At 67.1% G+C, this 17,066-nt stretch carries 15 protein-coding genes; 9 read left to right on the top strand and 6 right to left on the bottom strand.

Going from position 1 to position 17,066, the window contains the following annotated elements:
• Window positions 1–179 precede the first annotated feature (179 nt).
• From dnaE to VG561_RS02120, 3 genes are all read left to right on the top strand, one after another.
• On the top strand, window positions 180–3,770 hold the full coding sequence (gene dnaE, locus VG561_RS02130; RefSeq protein ID WP_014646489.1) for a DNA polymerase III subunit alpha: 3,591 nt from the start codon (window positions 180–182) through the stop codon (window positions 3,768–3,770).
• A 64-nt stretch (window positions 3,771–3,834) separates the two neighbouring features.
• Window positions 3,835–4,704: a hypothetical protein gene (locus VG561_RS02125; protein ID WP_014646488.1), complete on the top strand. Its 870-nt coding sequence runs from the start codon at window positions 3,835–3,837 to the stop codon at window positions 4,702–4,704.
• A gap of 113 nt (window positions 4,705–4,817) precedes the next feature.
• Window positions 4,818–5,777, top strand: a complete 960-nt coding sequence (locus VG561_RS02120; RefSeq protein ID WP_014646487.1) for an acetyl-CoA carboxylase carboxyltransferase subunit alpha — start codon at window positions 4,818–4,820, stop codon at window positions 5,775–5,777.
• Between the two features lie 139 nt (window positions 5,778–5,916).
• On the opposite strand, the gene VG561_RS02115 is transcribed toward VG561_RS02120, so the two are convergent.
• Window positions 5,917–6,372, bottom strand: coding sequence for a CopD family protein (locus VG561_RS02115; RefSeq protein WP_014646486.1), 456 nt, complete (start codon window positions 6,370–6,372; stop codon window positions 5,917–5,919).
• Between the two features lie 149 nt (window positions 6,373–6,521).
• On the opposite strand from VG561_RS02115, the gene VG561_RS02110 reads away from it, so the two are divergent.
• Both VG561_RS02110 and VG561_RS02105 read left to right on the top strand, forming a co-directional pair.
• The gene (locus tag VG561_RS02110) at window positions 6,522–7,112 is read left to right on the top strand and encodes a class I SAM-dependent DNA methyltransferase (RefSeq protein WP_423179339.1); all 591 of its coding nucleotides are present in this window, start codon (window positions 6,522–6,524) and stop codon (window positions 7,110–7,112) included.
• A gap of 93 nt (window positions 7,113–7,205) precedes the next feature.
• A complete protein-coding gene (locus VG561_RS02105) occupies window positions 7,206–8,513 on the top strand; it encodes a polyhydroxyalkanoate depolymerase (RefSeq protein WP_014646484.1) in 1,308 nt (435 codons plus the stop codon).
• A gap of 110 nt (window positions 8,514–8,623) precedes the next feature.
• On the opposite strand, the gene VG561_RS02100 is transcribed toward VG561_RS02105, so the two are convergent.
• Window positions 8,624–9,613 (bottom strand): sensor domain-containing protein, encoded by a 990-nt coding sequence (locus VG561_RS02100; RefSeq protein WP_046429710.1) that lies wholly within the window; start codon window positions 9,611–9,613, stop codon window positions 8,624–8,626.
• Window positions 9,610–9,975 carry a PadR family transcriptional regulator gene (locus VG561_RS02095; RefSeq protein WP_046429709.1) on the bottom strand — a complete coding sequence of 122 codons (366 nt, stop codon included), beginning with the start codon at window positions 9,973–9,975 and terminating at the stop codon, window positions 9,610–9,612. The genes VG561_RS02100 and VG561_RS02095 overlap by 4 nt, the downstream gene beginning before the upstream one ends.
• 136 nt (window positions 9,976–10,111) lie before the next feature.
• Between VG561_RS02095 and VG561_RS02090 the strand changes: the two genes are divergently transcribed.
• Window positions 10,112–11,014: a peptidylprolyl isomerase gene (locus VG561_RS02090; RefSeq protein WP_046429707.1), complete on the top strand. Its 903-nt coding sequence runs from the start codon at window positions 10,112–10,114 to the stop codon at window positions 11,012–11,014.
• Between the two features lie 588 nt (window positions 11,015–11,602).
• On the opposite strand, the gene VG561_RS02085 is transcribed toward VG561_RS02090, so the two are convergent.
• Window positions 11,603–12,475, bottom strand: coding sequence for a DMT family transporter (locus VG561_RS02085; protein WP_014646481.1), 873 nt, complete (start codon window positions 12,473–12,475; stop codon window positions 11,603–11,605).
• Between the two features lie 115 nt (window positions 12,476–12,590).
• On the opposite strand from VG561_RS02085, the gene VG561_RS02080 reads away from it, so the two are divergent.
• Both VG561_RS02080 and VG561_RS02075 read left to right on the top strand, forming a co-directional pair.
• Window positions 12,591–13,535 (top strand): LysR substrate-binding domain-containing protein, encoded by a 945-nt coding sequence (locus tag VG561_RS02080; RefSeq protein WP_014646480.1) that lies wholly within the window; start codon window positions 12,591–12,593, stop codon window positions 13,533–13,535.
• Window positions 13,536–13,603: 68 nt separating this feature from the next.
• Entirely contained in the window at window positions 13,604–13,897 is a 294-nt protein-coding gene (locus VG561_RS02075) for a hypothetical protein (protein WP_423179338.1), read from the top strand.
• Between the two features lie 31 nt (window positions 13,898–13,928).
• On the opposite strand, the gene VG561_RS02070 is transcribed toward VG561_RS02075, so the two are convergent.
• Both VG561_RS02070 and VG561_RS02065 read right to left on the bottom strand, forming a co-directional pair.
• Window positions 13,929–14,744, bottom strand: coding sequence for a DUF4349 domain-containing protein (locus VG561_RS02070; protein ID WP_032956827.1), 816 nt, complete (start codon window positions 14,742–14,744; stop codon window positions 13,929–13,931).
• Window positions 14,741–15,097 (bottom strand): GFA family protein, encoded by a 357-nt coding sequence (locus tag VG561_RS02065; protein ID WP_046429700.1) that lies wholly within the window; start codon window positions 15,095–15,097, stop codon window positions 14,741–14,743. The genes VG561_RS02070 and VG561_RS02065 overlap by 4 nt, the downstream gene beginning before the upstream one ends.
• Before the next feature lie 112 nt (window positions 15,098–15,209).
• Here VG561_RS02065 and VG561_RS02060 point away from each other — a divergent pair, with 112 nt between their 5' ends.
• Complete coding sequence (locus tag VG561_RS02060) at window positions 15,210–17,018, top strand: DUF885 domain-containing protein (RefSeq protein WP_032956825.1); 1,809 nt, start codon at window positions 15,210–15,212, stop codon at window positions 17,016–17,018.
• Window positions 17,019–17,066 lie beyond the last annotated feature (48 nt).

Below are 17,066 nucleotides of genomic sequence, written 5' to 3'. Positions count from 1 at the left end.
GCTCGGCTCTACAGAAGGCGGCCTCCCGCACGCCTGAATCCGGCGCCACGCCGTGCCCCTGTCAAGCCTTGTGGCAACCCCCTGCCCTCGCTACCCTGACCGGGCATTCCAGCGCTTCCCGACCCCGGCGACGATCGTCCGTCAGCACCCGGGGCCCGCGCGCTCCAACCTGGTCCGGCATGTCCAACTCCCGCTTCGTACATCTCCACGTCCACACCGAGTTCTCGCTGGCGGACTCCACCATCCGTGTGCCGGCCAAACCGGACCAGGCGGACCCGAAGAAGGCCAAGCAGGCCAACCTGCTGTCGCGCTCGGTCGAACTCGGCCTGCCCGCGCTGGCGGTGACCGACCTCAACAACCTGTTCGCCCTGGTCAAGTTCTACAAGGCCGCCGAAGGCGTGGGCATCAAGCCGATCGCCGGTGCCGACGTGCTGATCGCCGAGGAAGGCCAGGACCCGTGGCGGATGACCCTGCTGTGCCGCGACCGCGAGGGTTACCTGAGCCTGTCGCGGCTGCTGACCCGCGCCTGGATGGAAGGCCATCGCCCCGAGGGCGGCGTGGCCGTGCACCCGGACTGGCTGAAGGCCGGCAACGCCAACCTGTTCGCATTGGCCGGGCGGCAGAGCCTGGCCGGGCGCCTGGCGCTGGACGGCAAGCATGAACTGGCCGAGCAGCAGCTGGCCGACTGGCAGCGCGTGTTCGGCGATGGCCTGCACCTGGAGCTGACCCGCACCGGCCGCGAGGGCGAGGAAACCTTCAACCAGTTCGCGCTGATGGCCGCCGGCCAGCGTGGCCTGCCGGTGGTGGCCAGCAACGACGTGCGCTTCCTGTCGCCGTCGGACTTCAGCGCGCACGAAGCGCGCGTGTGTATTTCCACCGGCCGCGTGCTGGACGACCCCAAGCGCCCGCGCGAATACAGCGACCAGCAGTACCTGAAGTCGGCCGAGGAGATGTGCGCGCTGTTCGCCGACATCCCCGATGCGATCGACAACACGCTGGCGCTGGCCGAGCGCTGCAACATCGAGATGCGGCTGGGCACCTACTTCCTGCCCAACTACCCGGTGCCGGACGACGAGACGCTGGACACCTGGATCCAGAAGATGTCGCGCGATGGCCTGGAAGAGCGCCTGGAGAAGAATCCGCTGGCGCCGGGCAAGACCCGCGAAGAGTATTTCGAGCGCCTGGAATTCGAGCTCAACACCATCATCAAGATGGGCTTCCCGGGCTACTTCCTGATCGTGGCCGACTTCATCCAGTGGGGCAAGAACCAGGGTATTCCGATCGGCCCCGGCCGTGGTTCGGGTGCCGGTTCGCTGGTGGCGTGGGCGCTGAAGATCACCGATCTGGACCCGCTGCCGTACAACCTGCTGTTCGAGCGCTTCCTGAACCCGGAACGCGTGTCGATGCCCGACTTCGACATCGACTTCTGCATGGACCGCCGCGACGAGGTGATCGACTACGTCGCCCGCAAGTACGGGCGCGAGCGCGTCAGCCAGATCATCACCTACGGCACCATGGCCGCCAAGGCGGTGGTGCGCGACTCCGGCCGCGTGCTCGGCTTCCCGTACGGCCTGGTCGACGGCGTCTCCAAGCTGATTCCGAACATTCTGGGCATCCACCTGAAGGATGCGCTGGGCAAGGGCAAGGAAGGCCCGAGCTCTGAGATGGCGTCGGCCGAACTGATCCAGCGCTACGAGACCGAGGACGATGTCCGCGACCTGATCGACCTGGCGCTGCAGCTGGAAGACCTGACCCGCAACGCCGGCAAGCACGCCGGTGGCGTGGTGATCGGGCCCGAGCCGCTGAGCGAGTTCTGCCCGCTGTACGCCGAACACGACGAGAACGGCCTCGGCAAGAATCCGGTCACCCAGTTCGACAAGAACGACGTGGAAGAAGTGGGCCTGGTGAAGTTCGACTTCCTGGGCCTGCGCACGCTGACCATCATCGACTGGGCGGTGAAGGCGATCAACAAGCGCCATGAGCGCGCCGGCATCCCGCCGGTGGACATCGCCGCGATCCCGCTGGACGACACGCCCACCTACAGGGACATCTTCGCCAACGGCAATACCGGCGCGGTGTTCCAGTTCGAATCCTCGGGCATGCGCCGCCTGCTGAAGGACGCGCGCCCCGACCGTTTCGAAGACCTGATCGCGCTGGTGTCGCTGTACCGCCCCGGCCCGATGGACCTGATTCCCTCCTTCAATGCGCGCAAGCACGGCCAGGAAGAGATCATCTATCCCGATCCGCGCACCGAAGCCATCCTGAAGGACACCTACGGCATCATGGTGTACCAGGAGCAGGTCATGCAGATGGCGCAGATCGTCGGCGGCTACTCGCTGGGCGGCGCCGACCTGCTGCGCCGCGCGATGGGCAAGAAGGTGCCGGCCGAAATGGCCAAGCACCGCGAGATCTTCCGCGAAGGTGCAGCCAAGGGCGGCGTCGATGGCCCCAAGGCCGACGAAATCTTCGACCTGATGGAGAAGTTCGCCGGCTACGGCTTCAACAAGTCGCACGCCGCTGCCTACGCGCTGGTCAGTTACCAGACCGCCTGGCTGAAACGCCATTACCCGGCTGAGTTCATGGCGGCCACGCTGTCGTCCGATCTGGACAACACCGACAAAGTGGTCGGCTTCCTCGACGAGGTGCGCAACCTCGGCCTGACCGTGCTGCCGCCCAAGGTGAACCAGTCGGCCTTCATGTTCGAAGCGGTGACGCCGGACACCATCCAGTACGGCCTCGGGGCGATCAAGGGCGTCGGCCAGGGTGCCTGCGAGGCGGTGGTCGAGGAGCGGCTGAAGGGCGGCCCGTTCAAGGACCTGCTCGACTTCTGCACGCGCGTTGGTTCGGCCAAGCTCAACAGGCGCACGCTGGAAGCGATGATCAACTGTGGTGCGTTGGACGAGCTCGGCCGCAACCGTGCCTCGCTGATGCTGCAGCTGCCGGAGGTGATCAAGGCTACCGACCAGATGGCCCGCGAGCGGGCTTCGGGACAGAACTCGCTGTTCGGTGGCCCGGACCCGAGCGCGACCACGATCCAGCTGGACCTGCCCGAAGCCGAGGAGTGGCCGCTGCTGCAGCGCCTGAACGGCGAGCGCGACACGCTGGGCTTCTATCTCAGTGGCCACCCGTTCGATCCCTGGCGCGACGATGTGCGCGATCTGGTCGGCAACGACCTGGGTTCGGTGGAGAAGATCTGGAGCGCCAACAGCGGTGGTGGCGGCGGCGGCGAAAAGCGCTGGCGCCCGGAAGTGCAGACGGTGCTGGCCGGCCAGGTGGTCGGCGTGCGCCGCAAGGGCGAGAGCCAGATCTTCATCCAGCTTGAGGACGGACGTGGCCGCGTCGAGTGCAGCGCGTTCTCCGACGCGATGGCCGAGTTCGGCCACCTGATGACCAAGGACCGCATCCTGGTGGTCAAGGGCGGCCTGCGCGAGGACGAGTTCAATGGCGGCTTCGCGCTGCGCATCCGCCAGTGCTGGGACTTCGATGAGGTCTGCGCCAACTACGCCACGCGGCTGTCGCTGCGCCTGGACCTGCGCCAGCAGCGCCCGGTCTGGGAGCGCATCGATGCGCTGCTCGACCGCCATCGCCCGGGACGGACGCCACTGCGCCTGGACCTGCTGCTGAAGGGGCCGCACGGCGGCGTCGCCGGCATGCTCGATGTGTCCGGGCAGAGCGCGGTACGCATCGATTCCAAGCTGATGGAGGCGCTGCGCGCCGACCCGGCCGTGCGCACGCTGAAGGTGCGCTACAGCCCGCCATGGGCCAGCTGAGGCTGGCTCCCTGGCTGTCCTGTCTCCCCTGTTTCCCCGTTCCAAGTATCAAGGACGATTGCCGATGAAGACCCTGCTGTTCCCGTTCGCTGCCGCACTGGCCCTGGCCGCCTGCTCCCCGTCGAAGATCGAGTTCCAGATCGACAACCCGACCGACACGCCGCTGGCGTTGAGCATCGACGGCCAGGACCTGCCGGTGGCCGCACAGGGCTCGCGCCCGGTCTCGCTCGCTGTCGGCGAGCATCGCCTGCATACCGACAAGCTCGGTGATGTGCGCTTCATCGTCTACGTCGACGGTCGTGGCGGGCTGATCAATCCGACCCTCAGCGAGTACGTGATCGCCCGCGAGATCTACGTCACCGACGAGAGCAAGGTGAAGAACTTCGGCGTCGGCAACAGCGGTATCCAGCTCGGCGGCGTCGACTTCGAAGGCCCGTTCGAGAAGCGCCACGACCTGTTCATCGACAAGACCTGGACCTACGGCGTGCGCGAACCCTTCCCCAAGGAAAAGGTGGTGGCCCACGTTGATTCCAGCGGCGGCCAGATCGTGGCCAAGGTGTTCACCGCTCCCGACTTCATCGCTTACGTGGAAGAAGGCATGGGCGAGCCCGGCGCGTTCAAGCGCGAACAACCAGGTGGCTACGTGGCCCCGGCCTACAGCCTGGAACCGGCCCCGGCCAGCCTGCCGGCGCTGGTGCCGGCCTTCGAGGCCCACGCCGCGCCCCTGCGCGAGGTCTACGCGCGCTGGCTGAAGGCCACCACCGCCGATGAACAGAAGGCCCTGCGCAAGCAGGATTTCGCCGCGCAGATGGCCTTCACCTCGGCCACTGCCACCCTGGGCAGCGGCCTTGGCCGGGAAGCCAACGAGGCCTACAACGACTTCGTCTCCCAGCGCAGCCAGTTGATGGGCCGCAGCGCCCTGGTGGTGCCCTGAGCTGACTGGCGCCCCCTGCCCGGCTGCGCTACCGTCGCCTTCCAGACGAAGGCGTACGGGTGGTTTGCACGCATTCGGCTAGAATTCCCCCCTTCTTTACACGACGGCTTCCGATGAATCCGAACTACCTCGACTTCGAGCAACCCATCGCCGACCTGGAAGCCAAGATCCAGGAGCTGCGCAACGCCAGTGCCGGGCCGGCGGTCAATGTCGAGGCGGAAGTGCACGCGCTGCAGGACAAGCTGCGCATGCGCACCGCGCAGATCTTCCGCAACCTGACCTCGTGGCAGGTGCTGCAGCTGGCCCGCCACCCGTCGCGCCCGTACACCGCCGACTACCTCCGCGTCATGTTCGATGAGTTCCAGGAGCTGGCCGGTGACCGCGCCTTCGCCGACGACAAGGCGATCATGGGCGGCCTGGCCCGCATCAATGGCCGCGCGGTAATGGTGATCGGCCACCAGAAGGGCCGCGACACCAAGGAAAAGATCAAGCGCAACTTCGGCATGCCCAAGCCGGAGGGTTACCGCAAGGCACTGCGCCTGATGAAGATGGCCGAGCGCTTCGGCCTGCCGGTGCTGACCCTGATCGACACCGCCGGCGCCTGGCCGGGCATCGACGCCGAGTCGCGCGGCCAGTCCGAAGCGATCGCGCGCAACCTGATCGAGATGGCCGAGCTGAAGGTGCCGATCATCTGCACCGTGATCGGTGAAGGCGGCTCCGGCGGTGCGTTGGCACTGGGTGTGGGCGACCGCACCGTGATGCTGGAATACGCGGTGTACTCGACCATCACCCCGGAAGGCTGCGCCTCGATCCTGTGGAAGGACGCGGGCAAGGCCAAGGAAGCGGCCGAACAGCTGGGCCTGACCGCGCCGCGCCTGAAGAGCCTCGGCCTGGTCGACAAGGTCGTGCGCGAGCCGACCGGTGGCGCCCACCGCAACCCGACGCAGATGGCCAAGCGCCTGAAGGCCGTGCTGCTGAACGAACTGGACGCGCTGGACAAGCTGTCCACCGAACAGCTGCTGGAACAGCGCTACACGCGCCTGCGCAGTTACGGCACGTACGAAGCGGCCTAAGCCCGGTAGTGCCGGCCGCTGGCCGGCAACACGAGGTGATTGCAGAAATGAAAGAGCCGGGCATTTGCCCGGCTCCTTCGTTTGCGCCCTGACAGCATCCACGCATGGCGTGGATCTACCGGACGCAGGTGACCCCGCCTCAGAACGGCTTGGCCAGCACCAGCCACACGATCGGAATGAACGCCAGCAGCGGGATCTCGTTGATCCAGCGCAGCGCGCGCGACGACGGCAGCGCCCGGCCCTTGGCCACGCCCTTGAGCAGGCGGCCGGTCCAGCCGAAGTACACCAGCAGCACCACCACCAGCCCCAGCTTGGCGTGCAGCCAGCCGGCAGCTCCCGGCGCCACCATGGTCGGGAAATCGGGGATGACCTTGTAGCCCAGCCACAGCACCAGGCCGAGCAGGAACGCCAGGCCGAACATCGAGTGGCCGAAGCGGTACAGGCGCAGGCCCATCAGCTGCAGGCGCTCGGTCACCGCCGGCTGGCCCGCGGTCTCGGCCAGGTTCACCAGGATGCGCGGCAGGTAGAACACCGTGGCCATCCACGCCACCACGAACACGATGTGGAAGGTCTTGACCCAGTAGTAGCTCTGCATGCGCTCGCTCCGGCGGCTGGCGTAGGTTGGCGGCCATTCTCGCATGCCGTGGCGAAGCCGCCGCAGGCACGCCCGCCGCGACACATCGACGCATGGCGCGCCGCAACACCGTACGATAGGCGCCGTTTTCCCCGATCGCGCACCGCCCCATGGACAAGACCTACGACGCCGCCTACTTCCAACGCTGGTACCGCCGTGCCGACATCGGCGGCAGCGCCCGCCTGGCGCGCAAGGTGGCGTTGGCCGTGGCCAGCGCCGAGTACTACCTGGAGCGGCCGATCCGCAGCGTGCTGGATATCGGCTGCGGTGAAGGCGCCTGGCGCGCGCCGCTGCTGAAGCTGCGTCCGAAGGTCGAATATCTCGGCTTCGACAGCAGCGAGTACGCTGTGCGCCGCTACGGCAGGACCCGCAACCTGCACCTGGCCCGCTTCGGCGACTTCGCCTGGCTGCGGCCCTGCGCCCCGGTCGACCTGCTGGTCTGCTCGGACGTGATGCATTACGTGCCCGACCGCGAGCTGCGTGTAGGACTGGCCGGCCTGGCCGAGCTGACCGGCGGGGTGGCCTTCCTGGAGACCTTCGCCGCCGAGGACGCGTTCGAAGGCGACCACGACGGCTTCCAGGCCCGACCGGCGCGCTGGTACCGCCGCACGCTGGCCGGCCAGGGCCTGCAGCCGGTAGGGTCGCACTGCTGGCTCGGCCCCGCCCTGGCGGGCGATGCGGCCGCGCTGGAACGGATGTGAATCCGGATTCATTATTTTCAGCCGACTTAACCTGCGGGACACCTGGATGGGATATGCTGCGCGGCAACATATGACCATACATATTCGGTCGTCATGCTCTATCAACTGCACGAACTGACCCGCAACCTGCTCGCCCCCTGGGTGCACCAGGCCCAGGCCAACGCCAGATTCTTCGCCAACCAGGGCCATTGGTGGTCGCAGATGCCCGGTGCTGATCGCCTGGCGGCGGTCAATGAACTCTTCCACCGCATCGGCAAGGATTACGAGAAGCCCGAGTGGGGCATCAACGAAATCGACGTCGATGGCGAGCGCGTGCCGATCGTCGTGCACGAGGAAGTGAGCAAGCCGTTCTGCAAGCTGCTGCGCTTCAAGCGCCACAGCAATGAAGCCGACCAGCTGCACACCATGCTCAACCAGCCGTTCGTGCTGGTGGTGGCGCCGCTGTCCGGCCACCACGCCACGCTGCTGCGCGACACCGTGCGCACGCTGCTGCGCGACCACCGCGTGTACGTCACCGACTGGGTCGACGCGCGCATGGTGCCGGCCAGCGAAGGCGAGTTCGGGCTGGATGACTACATCGCCTACATCCAGGAGTTCATCCGCCACCTCGGCGTCGAACGCCTGCACGTGGTGAGCGTGTGCCAGCCGACCGTACCGGTGCTGGCCGCGGTTTCACTGATGGCCAGCCGTGGTGAACCGACGCCGCGCACGCTGGTGATGATGGGTGGCCCGATCGATGCGCGCTGCAGCCCGACCGCAGTGAACAACCTGGCCACGCAGAACCCGCTGTCGTGGTTCGAGAACAACGTCATCCACACCGTGCCGGCCAGCTATCCGGGTGCCGGCCGTCGCGTGTACCCGGGCTTCCTGCAGCACGCCGGCTTCCTGTCGATGAACCCGAGCCGCCACTTCAGCTCGCACTGGGATTTCTACACCGACCTGGTCAAGGGCGACCTGGAAGACGCCGACGCGCACCGTCGTTTCTACGACGAGTACAACGCGGTGCTGGACATGCCGGCCAGGTACTACCTCGATACCATCCGCGTGGTGTTCCAGGACTTCCTGCTGCCCCGTGGCGAGTGGGTGGTCAACGGCGAGAAGGTCGATCCGTCGGCGATCCGCGATACCGCGCTACTGAGCATCGAAGGCGAGCTGGACGACATCGCCGGCCTTGGTCAGACCGAAGCCGCGCAGGCGCTGTGCACCGGCATCACTGCGGACCGCCGTGAGCATTTCATCGTCGAAGGTGCCGGCCACTACGGCATCTTCAGCGGCCGTCGCTGGCGCGAGGTGGTGTACCCGAAGGTGCGCGACTTCTTCGCCGCGCATGCCGAAGCCCCGGCGGCGAAGGCCGCGAAGAAGAAGAGCAACGTCACCCCGTTGCGGCGCAAGGCGGGGTAATGCCCCGCCCGGGGTCGGATCCCTTTCCAACGGAAAGGGCTCTGACCCCAGCATGATGGGATCCGGGGTCAGAGCCCTGTTCTGCGAACAGGGATCCGACCCCTGGCCTGTTACAACCGCACCAGCAGGTTCTTGGCAATCAGCCCATGCAGCTTGCCGATGCCGCGTGCCAGGTGCATCGTCAGCACCAGCAGCAGTGCGCCCGCCGCAGCAACCGCGATCGCCACCAGCGGCGAGGCCGCCATCGGCAGCACATTCACGTCGTTGATGTACACGCCGGGGATGTCACCACTGAAGATCGCCGCGACCGGCGCCCAGATCAGGCTCAGCGACAGCGACAGCAGCGTCACCGCGATGGTGAAGTAGATCACGCCCAGCGGCAGCATCAGCACGAAGTACAACAGCGTCAGCCAGGTACGGCCATCGGTGAACATGTCGCCGATGCGCTGCAGCCAGGTGCGGCTGCGGTCGGTATAACGCGGGCGGCGCGGCATGCGCTCGCCCAGCAGCGCTTCCACCAGCCGTCCTTCCAGCAGCGCCAGCCCGCGCACCGAGCCGAAGAACAGCACGGTCAGCGGAATGCCGATGATCAGGATCAGCAGGCCCAGCGACAATGACAGGCCGGTCACCACCCAGGTGAAGAAGAAGATGCCGGTGGCCAGCGACAGCAGCATGTAGAACAGCGCACCGTAGGTGTGCGGATCGGTCACCACGCCGAAGAAGCGCGCCAGCAGCGAACGCTGCACCGGCGCCTGCGGCGGTGCGGCCGGCTCGACGCCACTGGCTTCCGCCGCTGCACGCAGCATCGGCGCGGTATCCGCACGCGGCGTACGCAGCGCGCGGTTCACCGTCACTTCGGTCTCGCGGTAGATCTCGGCCACTTCGTCCGGCGCGCCATAGCTGCCGGCAACATCGGCGATCACCTCGGCCTCGCTGCGGCCGGGCTGCGCCGCCAGCTCCGAGCGCAGGTATTCCTCGGCGTCGTACAGCGCGTCCTGCACCATCGCCGGATCGGCACCTTCCAGCGCCGCGCGCAGCTGCGCCAGGTACTGCGGGATGGTCGTAGGCAGGGCGCGGCCTGCCAGGCTCGGGTCGTTCATTGCGGTACCCCCTCCAACACGGAATCGACGGAATCGCGGGTGGCCTGCCAGGCCTGGCGCCACTGCGCCAGCACCTCGCGGCCACGTTCGTTGATGCGGTAGTAGCGCCGCGGCGGCCCGCTGCTGGAAGGTTCCACATGGCTTTCCAGCAGGCCGGCGCCCTCCAGGTTGCGCAGTACCGGGTACAGCGCGCTCTGCTTGCCGCTCAGCACGCCCTCGCCCACCCGCTCCAGCTCCTTGGCAATGAGGTAGCCGTACAGCGGCGCCCCGGCCCGGGCCAGCACCGCCAGCAGGGCCAGCGACACCGTTCCGGCGCTGAGCTCCTTCTGGAACTTCTTCAGGTGGACATCGTCCTCGGACATGACCGGCCCTCCACTACGTTGAAGTCCACAGTAGTGCGAAGTTCGGTATAGCGAATGTGTCGTTAGTCACTCTCCCGGTTGGCGCCGCTGCGCGGCTCGCGCAGAATCGAAGCCTCGTTCATGTTCCGGGGTTCCCATGCCGCACCGCCGTTGCCTTGCCCTGACCGCCCTCGCCCTGGCCTGCCTGCTGCCCGCCCTGGCCAGCGCGGCCACGCCCTACCGCAGCCCTCAGCAGATCCTCGACGCCTCGGCGGCCAGCGACTGGCGCACCCCGGACCCGGCCAACCTGCTGTACATGGACCTGCCGGCCGGTCGGGTCATCATCGAGCTGGCACCGCAGTTCGCCCCGCGCCATGTCGCCAACATCCAGACCTTCGCCCACGAGCATTTCTGGGACGGCACCAGCATCTACCGCTCGCAGGACAACTTCGTGGTGCAGTTCGGCGATGCCGACGCCGATGACGCAGCCAAGGCCAAGCCGTTCGGCAGCGCCGCGCGCAAGTTGCCGGCCGAGTTCGAGCGCGCCAGCGCCGACCTGAAGGTCACCGTGCTGCCGGACCGCGATGGCTGGGCCGCGCAGACCGGTTTTGTCGACGGCTTCCCGGTCGGCCAGGACCCACAGGCCGGCAAGGCCTGGCTGGCACATTGCTACGGCATGCTGGGCGCGGGCCGCAGCAACGAGGAAGACAGCAGCATCGGTGCCGAACTGTACGTGGTGACCGGACAGTCGCCGCGCCAACTGGACCGCAACATCACCCTGGTCGGTCGCGTGCTGAAGGGCATGGAGCTGCTCAGCGCGACGCCGCGCGGGCCGGCGCCGATGGGCTTCTACACCGACCCGACACTGCGCACGCCGATCGTGTCGATCCGCCGCGCCAGCGACGTGCCGGCAGCCGAGCGCACGCCGATCCAGGTACTGCGTACCGACTCGAAGACCTTCGCCGATACGGTGGAGGCGCGGCGCAACCGCGTGGATGATTTCTACAAGCGCCCGGCCGGGCATATCGATCTGTGCAATATTCCGGTGCCGGTTCGCTGATGGTTTCCTGCGCGTGACGCGTGCTGAAGGTGCTTCACTGTTCATGGGCGTTACTTTTCTTTGTACGCAAAGAAAAGTAACCAAAAGAAACGCGCCGCCAGGTCGCGAGCCGCCGTGTTTCGCACGTCGGTCCCCTGCGCTTCTCGGTGAATCAGGGAACGGTGTGCACAAGGCAGCCGACTAGCAGTCGGCTCTACAGGACATCGGCACCTCTTCGCCCCTGATTCCCCTGCGATGCTCGGGTCGCTCAAGGCGGACCCAGTTCAAAGGCCACAGCTGCATCCAGAAGATCCACGCAATGCGTGGATGCTTTTGCTGTTGATCTTGACCTTCCAGTCCGCCTTGAGCGAGCCGAGCACCGCAGGTCTGGCGAGGGCGAAGAGGCGCGGGTGTCTGAGCGCAGCGAGTTCCCGCGCCGTCCCTCGACGGGCCGAGGAGCGCAGGGCACCGGTGCGCAGCACCGGCTCGCGGCCTGGCGGCGTGTTTCTTTGGTTACTTTCTTTGCACGAGCAAAGAAAGTGACACCTCTCCGCAGGCGTGGAAAAGAGCTGCCGGGCAGCGCCCGGCACTACCAGTGCGTCGGCGCGCTCAGCCCTTCTGACTCACCGCCACGCTGCCCAGAATCAACACACCGGCAATCAACATCTGCAACGTCACCGGCTCACCCAGGAACAACCACGCAAACGCCGCGCCGAACAGCGGAATCAGGTAGGTCACCGTCGACGCCCGCGACGGGCCGATACGACCGATCAGGCGGTAGAACATCAGGAACGCCAGCCCGGTGCAGGCCACGCCCAAGGCAATCGCCGCGCCCCACGCCTTCAGCGGAATCGCCGCCTGCGGCCAGTGGGTCACCGCCATCGGCAGCATCCACAGCGAGGCACACGACAGCGTTGCAGCAGCGGCCGCCGCCGAGGGCAGGCCGGTCATGTGCCGCTTCACCAGGTTCACGCCCAGGCCGTACAGCAACGAAGCCGCGGCACCAGCCAGCACTGCAGTGCCGATGCTCAGGCCCGAGACCTTGGCCGTGGCGAGTACCACCACGCCGGCGAAGCCGACCAGCAGCGCGCCCGCACGGCGCATGCCGATCTTCTCGCCGAAGAACAGGAAGGCGATCAGCGCGGCGAACAGCACGGTCATCGCATTGCAGATGGCGCCGATCGCCGCAGGGGCTCGCTCGGCCGCGTAGGCGAACAGCACGAACGGCAGCGCCGAGTTGATCAGCCCGATCGGTGCCAGCCACAGCCAGCGCCGCGGTGGGAACTGCGCGCGGGCACGCCACAGGAACGGCAGCAGCACCAGCGCGCCCAGCACCAGCCGCACCTCGACCAGCGCGAACGGACCGAACGACGGCACCGCCACCCGCATGAACAGGAACGAGCAGCCCCAGATGGCGCCCAGCAGGGTCAACTCCAGCGGTGTGCGCCAGTCGCGCTCGGCTGCCTGTGGGACCGCATTCATGCCTCGCCTCCGTCCATCGTCAATTCCTCGTCAAGGCAGACAGGATCGGGCGCAGACGCCTGCCGCACAAGCGCGTAGTATCGCTGCCAGCCACAAATATGGTTTGAGGCTCGACATGCAGCTACGCCCTTCCCTGCTCCCCGCACTGGCCGTGTTCGCGGTCGCCGCGCGCCACCAGAACTTCGCCCAGGCCGCGCAGGAGCTGCACCTGACCGCCAGCGCGGTCAGCCACCATGTGCGCCGGCTGGAAGAAGTGCTGGAAGTACGCCTGTTCCTGCGCCACGCCCGCGGCGTGCGCCTGACCGCCGAGGGCCGGCAACTGGCCGACGCCGCCAGCGCCGCCTTCACCGATGTCGCGGCCGTCGCCCATCACCTGCAGCCGGATGCCGACAGCGTGCCGTTGCGGATCACCACGCTGCGCTCGCTCTCCTACTGCTGGCTGCTGCCACGGCTGCCGCGCTTCACCCAGGCCCATCCGCACATCCGCATCGAGCTGCACACCGGCAGCGGCCTGGATCGCTACGACGACAATGGGCCGGAAGTCGGCATCCGCTACGGTCTGGGCCAGTGGCCGGGCCTGCGTGCGCAGCACCTGATGGACGACTACCTGTTCCCGGTGGCCTCGCCGGCGCTGGCCGGGGTCGAAGCACTGGTCGATCCGGCGCGCATCGCCGACCTGCCGCTGCTGACCGACCTGTCGCCACAGGGCTGGCGCGACTGGTTCCGTCATGCCGGCGTGCGCCCGCCCTCGCCGCTGCCGCCGATGCACACCTTCGCCGACAGCACCGATGCGATGCGTGCAGCGGTGTACGGCATGGGCGCGGTGCTGGCACGTACCCACATCGCGCAGCCCTACCTGCAGCGCTACGAGGTGGTACGCCTGCCCGGCCCGGCGCTGAAGGCGCGCTATGCGTATCACGTGGTGCACGCCGAAGGACAACCGCCGAGCCCGGCCGCACGCCTGTTCATCGACTGGTTGCTGGAGCAGGCGCAGGACGAACGCACGCCGATTCCCGCATTGCCGGACAGCCTGCTCGGACGCCCGGCCACACGCGCCTGACTGCGCCCTCACCCGTTCTTTGCCCGGCGCTGGCTAGGCTGCAGGCAACTCCACAACGTACCTACGCCATGGCCATGCTGCGACTGCGCATCACCGGAACCGAATACGACGCCCGCGCCATCAGCGACCTGCTGCTCGGCCTGGAGGGCATCGAACATGTCGAGGAAACCGACGACCTGATGCCACACATGGACGACGACGATTCCAGTTCGGCCGGGCTGTCCGATGACATCGGCCCGGGCATCCACGAGCTGGAAGTGGAAGTCGGCAATGAAAGCACCGCGCAGAAGGTGCGCGACGCGGTGCAGGAACTGGCGCTGGAGCTGGATGTGTTCGTCGAGTACGAGACCGACGAGGGCTGACGCCGGCTCCCTGCCGGCATCAGCCGTCACCTCAGCGGGTGGGCGGCAGCGTGCGACGGCGGCGACGCCACCACGCCCGCACACCCCAGGCCACGACCAGGGCCAGCACACCCACCGGCAGCAACGCGGCGACGGCGCGGATCAGGAACGCAATGCTGCCGCTGAGGATGCTGCCCGACTCGCTCAGCGCCTCGCCGATCTCGCTGCGGCTGCGCTGGCCCGAGGTGGTGTCGAAGTGGATCGTCACCAGCTGGGTATCGATGCGCCGACGCTGCTGTGCGGCATCCTTGTTGGCCTGCTCGACGCCTGCTTCGATCTCCGACAGCCGCGTGGTGATCGCCATCAGGTCCTCGATCTTCAGGTCCTTGCGGTCCTGGTAGGACAACAGCCGCGCGTGTTCCTTCTCCAGCCGGGACTTGGTCAGCGCGGTGTCCGCTACTTCCTGCGCGAGGTCCTCCGCGCGCGTGTTGCGCGACTGCAGCGTGCCGCCCTCACCGGCCATCGCGATCAGCGGCTCGGTGCCCTTCGGCGCGATGCGCACCTTCACTTCACCGCTGGGCTGCTCGCCGCCGCGCTGGTCGACCTGCAACACTGCACAGTCGCCGAACTTCGCGCTCTGGCAGGCCTGGGCGATCTGCTGGATGCGCGGTGCGATCTGCGCCGCCTCCAGCTGCACCTGCACGTCATGTTCGTAGGCCAGGAATGCGCCTTCCGGCGAAGCAACAGCGGCATCGGCCGCGGTCGCGCCCGCCTCTGCAGCGCGCTCACCGTTCTTGGCGCAGGCTGCCAGTGCCAACAGCAGCACCGGCACTGCCAGCGTGCGCGTCCACGCGCACAGCGGCCTCACAGCGCGGCTCCGTTGTAGGAGGTCACCGAAAGACCGGCCAGATCGACCTGCGGCACGCAGCGAACGTTCACCGCCACCATCGGTGTGCCGGTACGCGGATCGATCGCTTCGCTGTAGGGGGCGATACCGCATTGGCGGCAGTGGTGGTGGTCGATATGCGCCTTGTTGAAGTGGTAGGTGGCCACGTCAGCCGGATCGGTGGCCAGCTGGAACGCCTCGCGCGGGGCGAACCACAGCAGGCTGCCGCGACGGCGGCACATCGAGCAGTTGCAGTCGATGACGTCGCTGATCGGCGCCTCGGCCTGTACGGTGAATGCGATCATGCCGCAATGGCAGCTTCCCTGGTATTCCATGTCCTGCGCTCCTTTGGAGGGTCCTTGAAACCGCCCATGGTAATCCTATGGCACGGGGACAAAGCAGCGACGGGGCCCTATGCTCAGGGTTTGACCCCGTACAGGAATGCCGATGCGCCCGCATCTTCTTGCCCTCGCCCTGGTCGCTGCGCTGGCCGGTTGCCAGCCTGCCGACGCCCCGACCAACGCTTCCACCCCGGCCACCAGCCAGCAGGCCGGTGACGCGGCGGTCGATGCCGCCTTCGCCGATCTGTCCAAGCGCGCCCTGGACACCTGGATGCAGCTGTCGCCGGTCAGCGCCACCCAGATCGGTGACCACCGCTACGACAGCGAACTGGACGACCTGAGCGCCGCCGGCCAGCAGAAGACCGTGGCCGCCTACAAGGCGCTGCTGGGCGAGCTGGACAAGATCGAGGTGGCCAAGCTGGGCCGCGAGAACCAGGTGGACGCGGCGATCCTGCGCAACCAGCTGCAGTCGGAAATCTGGAACGCCGAAGTGCTCCAGTCCGGCAAGTGGGACCCGCAGCTGTACAACGGCATCGCCGGCAGCGCGATCTATGGCCTGATGGCCCGGGAGTTCGCACCGCTGCCGGAACGCCTGAAGTCGGCGACCGCGCGCATGGAAAAGCTGCCGGCGATCTTCGCCCAGGCACGCGAGAACCTGGATCCGGCCCGCGTTCCGAAGATCCATGCCGAGACGGTGGCCAAGCAGAACAAGGGCATCCTCAGCATCGTCGATACCTTCATCACCCCGCACATCGGCGAACTGCCGCAGGCCGACCAGCAGCGCCTGCAGGCCGCCATCGACGGCCTGAAGAAGGCCGTGGACGAGCAGCAGACCTGGCTGGACAAGACCCTGGTGCCGAACGCCAAGGGCGACTTCCGCATTGGTGCGGAAAAGTACGACCAGAAGCTGAAGTTCGCGCTGAGCTCCTCGCTGTCGCGCCAGGAGATCGGTGAGCGTGCACGCGCCGAACTCAAGCGCGTGCGCGAGGACATGTACGGCATCGCGCAGACCGTACTGAAGGACAAGCCGGGTGCGCCGGAGATGCCGGCCCAGCCGACCGACGAGCAGCAGCAGAAGGCGATCGAGGCCGCACTGGAACTGGCCTACGCCGACAAGCCGGCGCGCGACAAGGTGGTCGATGATGCCAAGGCCGCGCTGGAGCAGTCCACCGCGTTCGTGCGCGAGCACGACCTGGTGACCCTGCCCGACGCGCCGGTGGACATCATCCTGATGCCGGAATTCCAGCGTGGCGTGGCCGTGGCCTACTGCGACTCTCCGGGCCCGCTGGACAAGAACCTGAAGACCTTCTACGCCGTGTCGCCGATTCCGGACGACTGGAACGAGAAGCAGGTCGACTCGTTCCTGCGTGAATACAACTCGCGCATGATCCACCTGCTGAGCATCCACGAAGGCACCCCGGGCCATTACCTGGAAGGCTGGCACTCGGCCAAGTTCCCCTCCACCCTGCGTGCGGTGCTGCGTTCGGGCCTGTTCGCCGAAGGCTGGGCGGTCTATACCGAGCGCATGATGCAGGAGCAGGGCTACCTCGACAACGACCCGCTGTTCCACCTGGTGCAGCTGAAGTTCTACCTGCGCACGATCTCCAACGCGATCCTCGACCAGGGCGTGCACGTGGACAACTGGGATCGCGAGAAGGCGATGCACCTGATGACCCACGACGCGTTCCAGCAGGAAAGCGAAGCGGCCGGCAAGTGGGTGCGCGCGCAGCTGACCTCGGCGCAGCTGCCGACCTACTTCGTGGGTGCGCAGGAACACTTCGACACCCGCAAGGCGGTGCAGGAAAAGCTGGGCGACAAGTTCAACCTGAAGGCGTACCACGACCAGGTACTGTCCTACGGCGCACCGCCGGTGCGTTTCGCACGCCAGCTGATGCTGGACCAGCCGATCGAGTGATCGGCTGCGGGGCTGAATGCCCCGCGGCTCTGGCAGCACCTCACGGCC

This window comes from Stenotrophomonas sp. CASM110 (assembly GCF_049384345.1).
Lineage (GTDB): Bacteria > Pseudomonadota > Gammaproteobacteria > Xanthomonadales > Xanthomonadaceae > Stenotrophomonas > Stenotrophomonas muris.
Note: the sequence above shows the minus strand (reverse complement) of the source record. Positions and strands in the feature narration are given on the sequence as shown.

Excerpts from the sequence above, each read along its gene's own strand:
- VG561_RS02075 (WP_423179338.1), top strand. The coding sequence starts at position 13,604 with ATGGCCATGCTGCGACTGCGCATCACCGGAACCGAATACGACGCCCGC.
- VG561_RS02100 (WP_046429710.1), bottom strand. The coding sequence starts at position 9,613 with ATGAACGACCCGAGCCTGGCAGGCCGCGCCCTGCCTACGACCATCCCG.
- dnaE (WP_014646489.1), top strand. The coding sequence starts at position 180 with ATGTCCAACTCCCGCTTCGTACATCTCCACGTCCACACCGAGTTCTCG.
- VG561_RS02085 (WP_014646481.1), bottom strand. The coding sequence starts at position 12,475 with ATGAATGCGGTCCCACAGGCAGCCGAGCGCGACTGGCGCACACCGCTG.
- VG561_RS02120 (WP_014646487.1), top strand. The coding sequence starts at position 4,818 with ATGAATCCGAACTACCTCGACTTCGAGCAACCCATCGCCGACCTGGAA.
- VG561_RS02090 (WP_046429707.1), top strand. The coding sequence starts at position 10,112 with ATGCCGCACCGCCGTTGCCTTGCCCTGACCGCCCTCGCCCTGGCCTGC.
- VG561_RS02065 (WP_046429700.1), bottom strand. The coding sequence starts at position 15,097 with ATGGAATACCAGGGAAGCTGCCATTGCGGCATGATCGCATTCACCGTA.
- VG561_RS02115 (WP_014646486.1), bottom strand. The coding sequence starts at position 6,372 with ATGCAGAGCTACTACTGGGTCAAGACCTTCCACATCGTGTTCGTGGTG.
- VG561_RS02080 (WP_014646480.1), top strand. The coding sequence starts at position 12,591 with ATGCAGCTACGCCCTTCCCTGCTCCCCGCACTGGCCGTGTTCGCGGTC.
- VG561_RS02125 (WP_014646488.1), top strand. The coding sequence starts at position 3,835 with ATGAAGACCCTGCTGTTCCCGTTCGCTGCCGCACTGGCCCTGGCCGCC.
- VG561_RS02095 (WP_046429709.1), bottom strand. The coding sequence starts at position 9,975 with ATGTCCGAGGACGATGTCCACCTGAAGAAGTTCCAGAAGGAGCTCAGC.
- VG561_RS02110 (WP_423179339.1), top strand. The coding sequence starts at position 6,522 with ATGGACAAGACCTACGACGCCGCCTACTTCCAACGCTGGTACCGCCGT.
- VG561_RS02060 (WP_032956825.1), top strand. The coding sequence starts at position 15,210 with ATGCGCCCGCATCTTCTTGCCCTCGCCCTGGTCGCTGCGCTGGCCGGT.
- VG561_RS02105 (WP_014646484.1), top strand. The coding sequence starts at position 7,206 with ATGCTCTATCAACTGCACGAACTGACCCGCAACCTGCTCGCCCCCTGG.